Source organism: Thermoprotei archaeon (assembly GCA_038881895.1).
Taxonomy (GTDB): Archaea; Thermoproteota; Thermoprotei; order Gearchaeales; family WAQG01; genus JAVZOV01.
On the sequence record JAVZOV010000001.1, the window covers coordinates 108,959 to 122,282 of the forward strand.

A 13,324-nucleotide genomic window follows, 5' to 3' on the forward strand; every position below is an offset into this window, starting at 1 on the left:
ACTTTAACCTGGAAATCCTTAACGAGATGATTGAGTTGGATAGTTTAGTGAATGCAAATGCTGCTATACCTATGACGATTTTAGGAATATATATTCATGGGTTCTTCTTAATACTTGCAGTAGGTTTACCATACCTAGTACTTATTTATGAAGCACTGGGAATATTACGTAAAGATAAAGAATATATGGAGGCTGCAAAAAGAACCTCAATTGTCTGGGCCATCTCATTCGGTTTCGGAGCTGTAACTGGTACATTAGTTGAGTTTGGTCTTGTACAGATATGGTCAGGAACAATTTTAGCGATCGGAAGTTTCTTCTTCATACCGTTATATTTTGAATTGTTCGCTTTTCTAATCGAGGTTACTTTTCTAGCAGCATACCTATACACATGGAATAAATTTAAAAATCCATGGACACATTGGGCTTTAGGACTTGGCATTCTTATTGGCTCCAATGCATCAGCATGGCTAATACTTACAGTTAATTCATGGATGCAAACGCCATGGGGAACTGGCGCATTAGTTCAAAACATCTTACCATGGATGCCAGAATTAGGCCCCTCTAAAGTAAACGCGACAGCGTTAGTCACGATATATAATGTGTTACCAAAGACAGGGTCTATAGTTCTTGCAGATCCGAAGACAATTCAAGCTTTAGGTTACTTACTTTATGATCCATCTATCGTCTTATTTAACCCAAATGCTCTTGCAACAGTTATTCACACAATACTTGCAACCATAATAATAGCAGCATTTGAAACTGCTAGTATATATTCATTCTTTTATCTGAGAGGTTCTAGGATCGATCTCAAGAATTTCTACTTCAAAGCTGCAAAAATAGCTTATGGTGTTGGGGGTGTCGTATCAATAATTATGCCACTAGCTGGAGATTTCATGGCTAGAATTGTATACGGATTCCAGTATGTAAAGTTCTTGGCTATGGAAGGATTTAATGGTGGTAGAGACCCATTAATAGGATTCTTAACAGAATTTAATCCGTCGTATAATTTCCCAGGGTTTAAAGATCTTATGACATTTACTAACAAGTCTATCGATCCTAATGCTGTTATTCAAACTATTACAGAAGCACAACAAATGCAACCGTTACTCACCCTATTCTATTATTCCATGGTTATTTCTGGTATTATTTTATTCCTATTTGGTATAGCGTTCTTCGGAGCATACAGTAAAAAGATAGACAAACTTGTTAGAACAATCACCAGAATGTCTACAGAGAAGTTCATTGTTTATAGTTCATTTATTGCAATGTTCCTTGGGTTAGTAGCAGCTTCTGCAGGATGGGCTGTTAGAGAAATTGGGAGACATCCATGGACGATTTATGGTCTCATTCAATATCAACAGGTTATAACACCTAATCCAATCACTCCTGAATTCAGCTTGATGATAATAATTATTGAAATATTAATTCTCATTGGCGGTCTAATAGCACTATATTATGTGCCCACTAAGTCTCTTAATGAAATTGAAATTGTGAGGGGAGGTTAGATGGATACCTTCACACCTGTGACATGGATGAGTTTTATGTTACTTGGGATTTCAGTACTAGTTCACGTAACTCTAGTAAATCTTGTGCTTGGTTTTTCAGTTATTATACCCTTCGTTGAATATCTGTCTTATAAGAGGAAGGATAAAGAATTAGAGGATGTTGCAAAACGTCTTTTTAGGTATTTAGTGATTTCAGATCTAGTGGCTGGTGTGTGGGGTACATGGATTACTGTCGTACTAGCTGGTCTTTGGCCAACTTTAACGTACATTGCTACAACAGTGTTGTTTATTCCAATAACGATCGCTATCATTGGGATCTTGATTTCAATACCTACAATTGCTGTATATTGGTATACATGGGGTAAAATTTCTCAAAAAGTACACTTAACACTAGGCGTACTGATGGCGATAGGAGCATTAATGGTACCTGCTGGTTTTAGAATGATATTCTCATTTATAAACAACCCAGTAGGATTAAATGAAGCACTGGCGGGCAATTTATATGCAGTTTTTAATAATCCGATATACCCAGCGATACTTTTGAAAAGTTGGTTTGGCGGACTGACAATGTCCGCGTTAATGGCTGCAGGAATATACTCATTAAAAAATAGTAAAAAACTTGAAGTCAAAGAAAGCATGAAAGCTGCAAAAATAATGATAAAGTTTGGGATCGTATTCTTACTTGTTCAATCAATTTTTGGCGTCTACTATTTCTATGTACTAAATCAGGATGCACCTTATATTTATTCTGCAATAGTAGGAAATACAAACATAGCTCATTATAATTTCTTACCATTATTCTTAGCACATATAGGGCTAGTTGTTTTCATGTGGATTTCAGCTTTGATACTTTTTGTTCAATTACGTTCAGGGTCATCATCTAGATTTCTCTCTCTCGTTTTAATATCTGCAACATTTTTTGCCCTTCCAATAGGTGAAGCCATGAATGATGCATCAAGAGCACCATACATGGTTATTAGTGGAGCTAGCGGATTACCGGCTAATAACTTTGCGAACACTATGTTTCCAATATCCTGGTCAATCGCATACTTAGCAGTTATAGTTGCCGTAATAGTAATGGTAATATTTGCAGGATCACTCTACGTAATTTATTTTGGAAGACCTGTAGAGCAGCCTTCTGGATGAAACAAACCGGTGATAAATTGAGAATAATCTTTTTTATAATACTTTTTGTTTCTTTAATGTATGAGTTTAAGAAGAATGTTTATAAGTGAACACAAAGTATAAAGTATGTTAGTAATTGTATGTCTTTTTGGGAGGTTAGTTCATGATAACCCAAAATTGGGTTAAGAGGTTAAGGTCAAGGCTCAGCTTAAAAATAGAACCTGTAGATGAAAATTGTAAGTGTGCTGCTGTAAGTGTTATGTTGACCGGCGATAATGATATAGAGACTCTTATGATTAAAAGACTTGTTAAGCATGATGATCCATGGTCTGGTCAAATAGCTTTTCCTGGTGGCCGTTTTAAAGCTGGTGATGGAAACTTGCTCTCAACAATGATCAGGGAAGTCTACGAAGAACTTGGAATAAACTTAGCAGGACAAGGAGAGATAATTGGTTCTCTTAGTATAGTATCTCCAGGAAATGTGCCTGATTTGAAAGTTACTCCTTACGTAGTTGCATTAAAGAAAAAGCCTATGATAATACCTTCCCATGAGGAAGTTGAGAAAGCGTTTTGGGTAAAACTAAATGAGTTAAGACCAGGTGAATCTGAAGTTATCACAGTTTTAGGTCCTCGAGTGGTCTCAGGCTTTTTTTATAAAAATTATTTTATATGGGGAATGACCAGTAGAATTCTGAAAGAATTGCTCGCATTGTTATAAATATATTACATTAACCTTATTTAACCTGTATTCTTATGAATATTGATGATAACGGAAGTATTGGAAAAATCCTAATGAGGCGGTAGATTTTTCTCTTCGTTTGTAAGTTGAACTGGTTCGGAATTAAGCAGTAATGTATCATACAGCCATTGTTCAACAGGATCGCCTTAAGAGCAGTTTCAAAATAGATGTGTTTAAATATTGGTGGGTATAGAAGAATGTTGATGTCTGAAAAGCTCTATACGATCAAGGAGGCGAAGAAGCTTCTTGGAGTCACCACCTGGACCATTCAGCAATGGGATAGGCAGGGCAAGATTAGGTGTGTTAAAACCCTTAGAGGACGCAGGAGGATCCCTGAAAGTGAAATAAAACGAATTCTCGGTTTAAGAGAGGAAAGAATTATCGTAGGCATGAGAAGCCGTAAGTATAGGGAGGTTGTCGAAGGTGTCAAGAAGCTTGTTGGTTAAGGCATACTCAATACCGCATAACCTTGAGGTAAACGAGCTTATAGAGGATTACATGCGTGTCCTCAACGCTATCTTGGAGGATCTATGGAGGAACATGGTATGGGAGAGGAGGGGCAAGAGGCTTATACCGTTTCCTAGGAAGGACAAGGCTTTTAGGAAGGAGCTTAGGGACAAGTACCTTAAAGGTTGGGTTTACTCCAAGCATTACGTGGACTCAGCGATAAAACAGGCTTATTCCGTGCTCGAGTCCTGGAGGAAAAGATATCTACGTGGGCGGGCTGGAAGAAATAGGCCTGAGTTGAAGAGGAAGTTCGTCAGGGTCAAGGAAACCCTCTACAGTTACAGGGACGGGGTTCTCAGGATTTCAGTGAAACCTTACGAAGAAAACTTAACCGTAGATTTGAGGAAGACGTGGTGCTGGGATAGGATAAGGGGATTGGAGCTCGGCGAGCTCATACTCAAGCAGGACAAGCTTACGGTAACCGTTAGAAAGGATGTGGAACTGAAGATTAAAGACCCGATAGCATGGGACGTAAACCTCTTGACTTTGGACGGCTTTGATGGTGAAAAGCATTACTCGATAAGCTTGAAGGAAATTTACACTATCCACAGGACGTACGAGCTGAAGAGGAGGGTCATTCAGAAGCTCCCAGAGAAAACGAGGAAGAAACTCCTGAAGAAGTACGGTTCAAGGGAGAAGAACAGGGTTAACGATGCATTACATAAACTTGCAAAACAGTTATCGGATAGGACAAATGTGTTCGAGGATTTAAGAAACTTCAAGGAAAGAATAGCTAGGACAAAGAGTAGGAGCATGAACAGGCAGAACAGCAAGCACAATTACATCAAACTACAAAAGTACGTGGAATACAAATCTGCGTGGAACGGTTATGCTACCATATATGTGAAAGCGAAGGGCACTTCGAAGACCTGCTCCAGATGCGGGTACTACAACAAAGACCTAAGAGGAGGGGTCTTCAAATGTCCCAGATGCGGTTTTATAATCGATAGGCAGAGGAATGCATCAATAAACATATGGAACGAATTCCTTAGGATGTGGGGATTCATGGGTTCACCCCGAAAGGAGCTAACCCCGATGTGCCCTCCAATGAACCCTGAGGAGGACGAGAGGGATGAAGCTCAAGGACTAAGTATGGATTCCATACGTATTCACACTTAGTTCAGAACCCCTACACCAAATCTCACCTCAGGAGAACATAGTGTGCTAGTTGTAAAGCCTATAAGCGAGAAAGTTTTGAAAATAATAACAAAAGTTAATACAGACTTCAGATTAAGGATGATAGAGACATTACATGACATCTATTTTGAATTAAACCCAAGATTAGCTTACATGCTCATTTCCCAAGGATTAGAGAGTGTGAAGATCACTCTATCAAAATCACAGGCAATTCGGTTAAAAGGTTTTATAGAAGGAAGGTTAACTTACGAAGTCTCCGCTGACGCAATAAGTACGTTTTTCAAACTTTTTCTGTTAGACAAATCATCAGATAAACCAAGCCTGGATATAAACGATGGCGCTTTACTAGTAGCAAAAACATTACAAGGAAAACCATGGAAACAGATTGAGAATGAGACAAAAATTAATAAACCTAAAGACCATGTGAGAACTTTAATAAGAAAATTAGCATCATATTATGAAATATAGTGGTGGTCATAACAATCCAAAAGTCATTAAAATTTAGGTCAGAATTTAAGGATCAAATAATTTCTGGAAAAAAGACAACAACAATAAGACTAAATAAAGACTTTAACGAAGGTGATGAAGTTAATATAATAGTAGGTAATGAAATCATAGGAAAAGCAATGATAACCAAAATAATAAGTACAACACTCGATAAAATAACAGATGCAGATGCAATAAAGGATGGCCTTAGAAATAAAACAGAACTAGTACATATTTTGAAGGAAATTTATGGTAATAAAATAAATGATCGTACATTATATATCATAGAGTACCTTATTAAAAAATAAAAATATCCTTCACAAATTTTACGCAACTTTCTCAGCTTCTGGTTTTAACACTCCCTCTTCAATTAACTTCTTCTCAAGGAGTTCTAATGCTTGCTCAATAGTTTTCGTGTTACTGATTTTTAATGCTGCAGATACTCTCTGCAACCTCTCCCATGCTTTCTTATTAAAGTAAAATGTCGTACGTGGCATTTACATCATCTTATAATTATAAACACTTATATAAATACTTTTCGTAACCTCCTTTTATAAAGATGAGTACTCAGAAAGCTTAGAGCTTTATTGGGATGAATGAGCAAAGTTTAAACATAATGTTAGCCTATTAAATTTGTTCCAGTAAACATAGGTCCATAGGGTAATGAGCTCTATGAGATAGTGGAGCTGCGAGCACCTCAAACCAACAAATGAGGGAACGAGCGTAAAACCTTATCCTAAACGCTGGAAACCCCTCTTCAGCTGTGGAGCAGCTCACAGCATATAGAGCATTTTAAATTAGAACGTTTTTAAATCCACAATAAAAATTTCTAAGATGTTAATGCGTATTGAATGAATCTTTTTGCAAATTCATCGGCATACTTTTCAGTTCCTTTATGCTTGCCTCCTATTGACCTAATTACATGATAAAACTCATGGAGCACAATATAGGGGTTACGAAATGATTCAGAATCTCGAAAATAAATTGTATGCTTTGATGGAACGTAACATGCGTAGGCCTTAAAACATTTATTTCGCGGTAATCCAATAGCACTTTTAGGCGGATCTACATGATAAAAAGTTGATATAAGTTTGAGTGCACCATCAGTATCACCGTTAATTATCATCCTTATTATCATCATCGCTTCATGATTGCTTAGTGGAAACGAATTCTTAGACATTTCTATATTCTATATTAAGAATCATATTTTATTTTTATCTAATTTTAACATTAAATGGATAAGTTTTTAACTTTTATTATTTTTCTATGCCTAGAATGCAGATGATGGACGATCTCATAGCAAGACAAGAAGAACTTAATGCCCTCAGAGAAATTTTTAAGGATTCCATCGAAAGTGGAAAGATTGCTCTCATTTCAGGAAAACCTGGAATTGGAAAAACTGCATTAGTAAACAAATTCCTCAATGATGTGAGTAATGATTCTATCACAATATTTTTGGATTCAAGATTTTACAACGTGCTCGAGCCCTTCATAACAATCTTTTCAAATATTAAAGATTGGTTACAAAAATCTCAGCTCAGAGTAACAAAACCTATAGATGAGATATTAGATTTGCTCAATGTAATAAATAAAGAATTAGATATGTCTGAAATCAGAGGAGATGCCCCTCATGATATTTTTAGCCCAATTTTAAATTACACACCGTTATTTAATGGTTTAACGATAAAGGAGACACAATTATCAAACAGGATTAAAGAATTCTTAGTAAGTATAAGTGATTTGTTGTCATTGGTAAATCTAAGATTGGTAATTGCGTTGGATCACTCGGAAGTTCTGAATGAATTAGTCATAAAACTCCTAACAAGCCTTATAGATAATTTACCACCAAGAATAATGTTAATACTTATCTATGAATTAACCAACGAAACAAGAGAATTGTATGAAAGGTTGGGTGATAAATTAATTAATTATGAAATGGGAATCGTTGAATTATCACCTTTCACAAACGATGACATATTAGAACTTTTCAATAAAGAAAACATTACTATCAATCCTATTATTGCAACAAACATAAAAGAAAAATTAAAAGGAAGTCCACTCCACATCATGCGTCTTATTAAGTTAATAAAAGATAATGAAATACAATTATCAGAAAACAACATCCCTACTATCGATGAACTCTATAAACTATTCTTCAAAAACCTTAATAAAAATGACATAGAATCACTAAGCCTAATAGCGTCATTAAAAGACCCTTTCACTGAGACGGAAATAGACGATGTAATAGGCAGAGAACAACTAAAACGTTTTCTTGACAATAATATTATAAGACACGATAACGGGTTATATGGATTCTTACACATAGATGATAAGGAGTTCTTCTCATCACTTCTTCCTAGCGAGAATCGACGTAAGCTTCATGAAAAAATTATCGGGAAATTAAAAACTAGAGTCGAAAATGGCCCAAAAGTAAGTTTTGAGTTAGTTTCGCGAATGTGTTGGTATAATCTGAGGTCTTTTCCTGATGAAAATTCACTAAGACTTTGTATACTTACAGCACGCATAGCCCACGATAAAGCACTATTCTTAACAGCTCTAAAGATTCATAATGAGGCTCTCTTACTACTACAAACACTCACACTACAAAGCTCTCGTTTAATATTAGCATTACTCTACTATTGGCAAGGAGTAGAATATTTAATGATAGACAATAAAAAACATGCAGCAAGAAGCTTTGAAAAAGCCTTAAAGAATTTTGAACGTCTTGGAAACATCGAGGGTGTTGGAGCCACATTATACATGGAGGGTCTCCTTAACGAGAAAAAAGGTGATTACAAAGATGCAATAAAATCATTCAATGATGCAATAAAAATGTTCGATTCAATGCGACACAATGAAATCAGCAAACACCTAAAAGCACACACATTATTAAGACTAGCCAGAGTCAACTTAAACCTAAATAATATTAATGAAGCAATTGAGCTCATCAACGCAGCGTTAACCCTATCACATGATATTAATAATAAACAACTAATAATTCATTCACTATATGAACTTGGTCTAATAAAATATGCGAAAGGTGATTTTGATGAAACTATAAAAATACTTAATGAAGCACTTAACCTATCATACACTACAGAAAATTTATACACAATGCCACAAATATTTCTTTATTTAGGGCTAACATACATAGGTCGTAATGAAATTGAAAATGCATCAACATACTTTAGAAAATCCGTAGAATTAGCGAGGGAAATTGGTGATAAGGAGACGGAAGGATTAGCATTGGCCCAACTGGGCATATTAAACTCTAGCACAGGCTCATATGACACGGCACTTAACTTATTAAAAGAAGCACATAAAATATTATTAAATACAGAAAATTGGAAAGACATCACAAAAGTAGATTATATGATCGCGACAGTACTAATATCATTAGGTGACATCGATGGGGCATTCGATGCACTATTAGATATGTTAGACTCAGCAGCAAAAGCAGGCAACGACATAATATTCTTTCGTTCGTTTAACATGGTACTAGAAACACTTGAAGAAATGATGCAAAAAGATCTCTGGGCACACTTATCCAGAGGAATAGATAAATTTATCAACGCATACTCAGAAACTGAAGTAATAGAACTAGAAAACTTCTTCAGAACATTAAAGGAAATAACAGTATTTAAGATAGCCAAATCTAACAAAAACTTAGTAACGAAATATTACAATTTAATAAATAACCGTGAACTCAGCAAAATAATTGAATCAATAATATCAAGGCACGCACCAGAATTGACAGATGCTCTAAAGAAAAATTAACAGAAAACATTTTTATAACTAAAAGCCTCACTTCAGAACAAGAAGTTCACGAAGATTCTTAACAAATCCTGAAAAATAATATCAGCATTTTCTTAACATAGTTAAGATAACTGAGAAACTGATTAAAGGTTAGCTGTTTTCACTTTCGATGATTTAATAATACTAAGGATACTCTAAAGTCAAGCCATCGCAAATTAACTTAAAAATTATATCACATCAAAGGAAATTTCAAGCAGTTGTTTCGCAGGCCTAAATCTGACTTTCTCTATCTTAATACCTCCAATCTCACCGGTCGTCTTACAGTGATTGGATTTACACGCATTAACATTCCAATCTTTTATATGAAGGATCTTAACACGAATAACGCCAGGAGGTAAGGGAAATAAATCGTATATCCTATCACCCCAAACACGTTCAGCTTCAGAACGATCTATTTCAAGTTCTTCAATAGACTGATTTTCTAAAATTTTTTTATTGGCCAGCTCCTCAATCCTGGAAATTTCTTCATCAGTAGGTTTTCTATCAAACTGCACAGTTAATCTACCATGTTTTCCCTCAACATACACACTAGCGGTCCATTTTGCTCCTAAAACCACCTGCACAGCACCCTTTAATACATGAAGAGCAGTATGCGTACGAACATTATCATCAACCATAGCACTCACAATGTCAATAAAAGCAACAATAGATAAATTTTTTCAAGCCCAAAAACTGTTTAATAATACATAATAATTAGACATTGAAGAACAGAACTTCGTGGAGTTGCTTTACTAAAACTAAAAATTTTTATTCTTCGAATACAGTAAGGTAATGTGAAGACTATGAATCAAGATACTGATGAATCCAAAGAATTATTGGTCTACAAAATTGTTGCACTACTCAGTGGCATAGTTATGGCTTTTTCCTTTGGTTACGGAATTTATGAAATGTTCCTAGAATATATAACCACTGGTAGTTTTGTGATTGGTGCAGCAATGGTCTCCATAGAATTTCCTTATAAATACTTTGCAAAACCCGTAACGTATTTTGCCATTTCCCTGGTTGTTTTCTGGTATAGTGTGATGCATGTTATCCATAAAAAAATTATTTCCTTAGATAAAGAAATTAAAGCACTTCTATCAATCATAGCACTCGGAGCAGCATATGCTAGTGGATACGAACTACTTTATAACTTCATGGTATGGAACGCAATAGTTGTGACACAAATATTTAAAGGTAATTTAAACATTGACCAAGCTATAATAGGATATCCAGACCCCCATCTACCATGGAATTTAGTCTTTGCTACCAAATTATTCTCAGCCCTGTTCGTTATTGCATTATATACGTTCTATTACCTATCAAAGAATACTAAAACTGAATAAACAAATATTTAAAAAACAAAACACATCCTAATTAAGTGAAAAATTAAATCCCAAAAATTGCATATGGATATATTTGTATGCTGTTTCAGAAATAATTCCTCTTCAAACTTAGAGAACTAGATTTACAACCTGAAAGCCTCCCTCTTTAGGGCGGGGAGGAGGTCAGCTATCGATAGGTGATTAACTGCATTAAAAATATTTAAGAACGCTTCATCTGTCAATAAGTACTGCACAGTTGACATTCTCCACGGCTGAAGCCGGGAGATTCTCGGTTCCTCAAGGCTAAGCCTTCATCATACCGAGTTCCGGGCTGTGTCAAGCAGCCCCTGCTATGGACGTGTAGTCCATGGCCCGCTTGCTGGAATCATCCCCACTCTTCTCGGTTCGGAGCCTTATTCCAGCCTTCGGACGTCCCATCCACATCCGAGCGACCCGCTCAAGAAAACATTGTTTAAGCACTTATTTAAGCCTATCGACGATTCATCCCAGAACAGAAGCTCTAGGCTTTCTCGTTGCATTTTTGTAATTTTCTTTTATTGTTAAATATTTTTCAATTATACCGAAAACTTTGTCTTTGAAGGGAATGATGCTAACTTAACATGTGTCAAGCTAGTTGAGGGCATACTTGATGATACGTTTGTTGTTATTCCTAGTTTATTCTGGACTTTGCTCTTGGTCAGCCTCTAAAATTAAATAGCCTCTATAACCACATTTCGTACAGACGTATCGTGAAGGATAAAGCCATCCGAAACTATGCTCGATTTTTATAGAAGAACTACCACAAACAGGGCATAGATATTTTCTTCGTTTACTGTTATGCTTCACGTGCCTTAATACTTCTCTTAAGTTGTTTAGCATCTTGATTACTCCACTACTATATTCTCTTTTGAGTATCCAATGCTTATCAGAATTTCTTTAACTCGATTTCTATGATCACCTTGCAGTTCAATGCGTTCATCTTTATAAGTGCCGCCACATGCTAGTTTGTTTTTTAAGAGTTTTGCTGTCCGTTCTAGTTCTGAATTTTCTAATCCTTCTATTATTGTAACCTCCCTTCCCCAACGGCGTTTCTCTAAACGTATCTTAATGCGTTTTTCCTCCTTCTCTAAGATTTTTACCACAGATTCTACGTCCAAGCTTAGATCTAGGTTAAGATCCGTGTTATCCTCATTTAACTGATCCTTCACCATGCTCATATCTACATGTAAATAGTTACGTAAATACTTTTTGGTTTAAACTTTGAACAATTCATAGAAAAAATAAAATAGTTGTTTACTGTAATAGCTAAAGTTATATACTTCTGAAACAAATTTCTAGTGAGGATGTCATGAAATACAGGCTCATGGATTTACTTGCATGCCCTATATGCAAACACTGGCCATTAGAACTAATACCTTTTACAGAAAATCATTACAATTATGAAAACTTACCAAACAAAATACCATATTGTAAAGATTATTGCGGTCTCAATAAAGCAAAAATATCCGAATTAAAGATAGACCAACTTAATTGTAAGGAATGTGTTACACACGAAATAGCCGAAGGAATCCTAATCTGCAACCAATGCGGACGCTGGTATCCCATAACAGAAGAAATACCAATAATGCTACCAGATCCACTACGAAACGGAAAAGAAGACCTGGATTTTCTTAAAAAATGGTCAGAAAAGATACATGAAAAAGTACTCAAAGAAGGGAAACCAATACACTTGTAAACAGCATCTCGAAAGAATGAGAACCTCAATTAAAAATTATGAAATTAACATCAGAATCTTTAAAAATCCCCACACATATGATAAATGTGGTGAAAGCCGAGGTAGCTCAGCTAGGTAGAGCACCCGGCTGTTAACCGGGTGGTCGTGGGTTCAACTCCCACCCTCGGCGTCTCTATCCTTTTAACTTTGACGGCGGGGAGTCTCCATCCGTAGGGGTGGGGATGAAGGCCGATAAGCTTATATTTTTTCTCGTTGTATTTATCATTGTCTGCTTGGCTGGCAGACCTAGTAGGCATGGGACAGGCTGAAAGAGAAGACTGCTGAGGGCAAGACCTCCGTAACCCACCTTCCACACGGGATTCCCGAAACGGTCTCACCTGCCGAGACCTCCGCTGTGGGTGAGTGGAGATCGAGTCTGTCCGTGGAAGCAGGAAGCCACCTGCGAAAGCTGGTGGTAGTTCACACACCCAACTTAAACTATGCTAACTTTTGAATCAACATTAAAACTAATTCAATACGATAATAAAAAATATATGGAAAAAAGAAATTATAACACCATGTCAATAAAAGGCATAAATCATATAGCAATTGCAGTCTCAAACCTCAACGAGGCATTAAAAATCTACAACGAAATACTTGGTCTTAAAATAAAAAACATCCTAGAAATAAAAGAGCAGGGTGTAAAAATAGCCATACTTGAAACAGGCTCAACATTAATTGAACTCCTTGAACCCCTTAACGAAAATACTCCAGTAGGCAAGTTCATTAAAGAAAAAGGAGAAGGCATACACCACATTGCACTAACAGTCGACAATATAGAATCATTCACATCAAAAATAAAAGAAAAAGGACTAAAACTAACAAATGAAAAACCACAAAAAGGTGCCGAGGGCCTTATAATTTTCATTCATCCATCATCAACAAGACGAACACTCATAGAAATCGTAGAACCGTACAAGTAAACAAAAAA

General features: G+C 36.0%; 14 protein-coding genes, 1 tRNA gene and 1 pseudogene. 12 read left to right on the top strand and 4 right to left on the bottom strand.

What is annotated here, in order from left to right; all coding sequences use genetic code 11:
* The first annotated feature begins 26 nt into the window (after window positions 1-26).
* The 7 genes and pseudogenes from QW128_00600 to QW128_00630 all read left to right on the top strand — a co-directional run bounded on the left by QW128_00600 (window position 27) and on the right by QW128_00630 (window position 5,807).
* Window positions 27-1,505 carry a cytochrome ubiquinol oxidase subunit I gene (locus QW128_00600; GenBank protein ID MEM3832089.1) on the top strand — a complete coding sequence of 493 codons (1,479 nt, stop codon included), beginning with the start codon at window positions 27-29 and terminating at the stop codon, window positions 1,503-1,505.
* Window positions 1,506-2,651, top strand: coding sequence for a cytochrome ubiquinol oxidase subunit I (locus tag QW128_00605; protein MEM3832090.1), 1,146 nt, complete (start codon window positions 1,506-1,508; stop codon window positions 2,649-2,651). It abuts the gene before it with no gap.
* 142 nt (window positions 2,652-2,793) lie between these two features.
* Window positions 2,794-3,348 (top strand): CoA pyrophosphatase, encoded by a 555-nt coding sequence (locus tag QW128_00610; GenBank protein ID MEM3832091.1) that lies wholly within the window; start codon window positions 2,794-2,796, stop codon window positions 3,346-3,348.
* 218 nt (window positions 3,349-3,566) lie between these two features.
* Window positions 3,567-3,758 (top strand): annotated as a pseudogene (locus QW128_00615) (helix-turn-helix domain-containing protein).
* A gap of 34 nt (window positions 3,759-3,792) precedes the next feature.
* Entirely contained in the window at window positions 3,793-4,995 is a 1,203-nt protein-coding gene (locus QW128_00620; protein MEM3832092.1) for a transposase, read from the top strand.
* A gap of 42 nt (window positions 4,996-5,037) precedes the next feature.
* The gene (locus QW128_00625) at window positions 5,038-5,481 is read left to right on the top strand and encodes a hypothetical protein (GenBank protein ID MEM3832093.1); all 444 of its coding nucleotides are present in this window, start codon (window positions 5,038-5,040) and stop codon (window positions 5,479-5,481) included.
* Window positions 5,481-5,807 carry an ASCH domain-containing protein gene (locus QW128_00630; protein MEM3832094.1) on the top strand — a complete coding sequence of 109 codons (327 nt, stop codon included), beginning with the start codon at window positions 5,481-5,483 and terminating at the stop codon, window positions 5,805-5,807. The genes QW128_00625 and QW128_00630 overlap by 1 nt, the downstream gene beginning before the upstream one ends.
* Window positions 5,808-5,825: 18 nt before the next feature.
* Here QW128_00630 and QW128_00635 read toward each other — a convergent pair whose 3' ends face one another.
* Together QW128_00635 and QW128_00640 are read right to left on the bottom strand one after the other, a co-directional pair.
* Entirely contained in the window at window positions 5,826-5,996 is a 171-nt protein-coding gene (locus QW128_00635; protein MEM3832095.1) for a ribbon-helix-helix domain-containing protein, read from the bottom strand.
* Window positions 5,997-6,328: 332 nt separating this feature from the next.
* Window positions 6,329-6,679, bottom strand: a complete 351-nt coding sequence (locus QW128_00640) for a hypothetical protein (protein ID MEM3832096.1) — start codon at window positions 6,677-6,679, stop codon at window positions 6,329-6,331.
* A gap of 86 nt (window positions 6,680-6,765) precedes the next feature.
* Between QW128_00640 and QW128_00645 the strand changes: the two genes are divergently transcribed.
* Window positions 6,766-9,276 (top strand): tetratricopeptide repeat protein, encoded by a 2,511-nt coding sequence (locus tag QW128_00645; GenBank protein MEM3832097.1) that lies wholly within the window; start codon window positions 6,766-6,768, stop codon window positions 9,274-9,276.
* A 206-nt stretch (window positions 9,277-9,482) separates the two neighbouring features.
* Here QW128_00645 and QW128_00650 read toward each other — a convergent pair whose 3' ends face one another.
* On the bottom strand, window positions 9,483-9,932 hold the full coding sequence (locus QW128_00650; protein MEM3832098.1) for an alanyl-tRNA editing protein: 450 nt from the start codon (window positions 9,930-9,932) through the stop codon (window positions 9,483-9,485).
* A 156-nt stretch (window positions 9,933-10,088) separates the two neighbouring features.
* On the opposite strand from QW128_00650, the gene QW128_00655 reads away from it, so the two are divergent.
* The gene (locus QW128_00655) at window positions 10,089-10,640 is read left to right on the top strand and encodes a hypothetical protein (GenBank protein MEM3832099.1); all 552 of its coding nucleotides are present in this window, start codon (window positions 10,089-10,091) and stop codon (window positions 10,638-10,640) included.
* A gap of 863 nt (window positions 10,641-11,503) precedes the next feature.
* On the opposite strand, the gene yciH is transcribed toward QW128_00655, so the two are convergent.
* Window positions 11,504-11,830: a stress response translation initiation inhibitor YciH gene (yciH, locus tag QW128_00660; protein ID MEM3832100.1), complete on the bottom strand. Its 327-nt coding sequence runs from the start codon at window positions 11,828-11,830 to the stop codon at window positions 11,504-11,506.
* A 137-nt stretch (window positions 11,831-11,967) separates the two neighbouring features.
* On the opposite strand from yciH, the gene QW128_00665 reads away from it, so the two are divergent.
* The 3 genes from QW128_00665 to mce all read left to right on the top strand — a co-directional run bounded on the left by QW128_00665 (window position 11,968) and on the right by mce (window position 13,316).
* Window positions 11,968-12,354, top strand: coding sequence for a Trm112 family protein (locus tag QW128_00665; protein MEM3832101.1), 387 nt, complete (start codon window positions 11,968-11,970; stop codon window positions 12,352-12,354).
* A gap of 95 nt (window positions 12,355-12,449) precedes the next feature.
* Window positions 12,450-12,523: transfer RNA gene (locus QW128_00670), tRNA-Asn, on the top strand.
* Window positions 12,524-12,911: 388 nt separating this feature from the next.
* Window positions 12,912-13,316, top strand: coding sequence for a methylmalonyl-CoA epimerase (gene mce / locus QW128_00675; GenBank protein ID MEM3832102.1), 405 nt, complete (start codon window positions 12,912-12,914; stop codon window positions 13,314-13,316).
* The last annotated feature ends 8 nt before the right edge of the window (window positions 13,317-13,324 follow it).

Coding starts and splice junctions, on each gene's coding strand:
- QW128_00600 (MEM3832089.1), top strand. CDS start 27: ATGATTGAGTTGGATAGTTTAGTGAATGCAAATGCTGCTATACCTATG.
- QW128_00665 (MEM3832101.1), top strand. CDS start 11,968: ATGAAATACAGGCTCATGGATTTACTTGCATGCCCTATATGCAAACAC.
- yciH (MEM3832100.1), bottom strand. CDS start 11,830: ATGGTGAAGGATCAGTTAAATGAGGATAACACGGATCTTAACCTAGAT.
- QW128_00635 (MEM3832095.1), bottom strand. CDS start 5,996: ATGCCACGTACGACATTTTACTTTAATAAGAAAGCATGGGAGAGGTTG.
- QW128_00610 (MEM3832091.1), top strand. CDS start 2,794: ATGATAACCCAAAATTGGGTTAAGAGGTTAAGGTCAAGGCTCAGCTTA.
- QW128_00640 (MEM3832096.1), bottom strand. CDS start 6,679: ATGTCTAAGAATTCGTTTCCACTAAGCAATCATGAAGCGATGATGATA.
- QW128_00650 (MEM3832098.1), bottom strand. CDS start 9,932: ATGGTTGATGATAATGTTCGTACGCATACTGCTCTTCATGTATTAAAG.
- QW128_00605 (MEM3832090.1), top strand. CDS start 1,506: ATGGATACCTTCACACCTGTGACATGGATGAGTTTTATGTTACTTGGG.
- mce (MEM3832102.1), top strand. CDS start 12,912: ATGTCAATAAAAGGCATAAATCATATAGCAATTGCAGTCTCAAACCTC.
- QW128_00645 (MEM3832097.1), top strand. CDS start 6,766: ATGCCTAGAATGCAGATGATGGACGATCTCATAGCAAGACAAGAAGAA.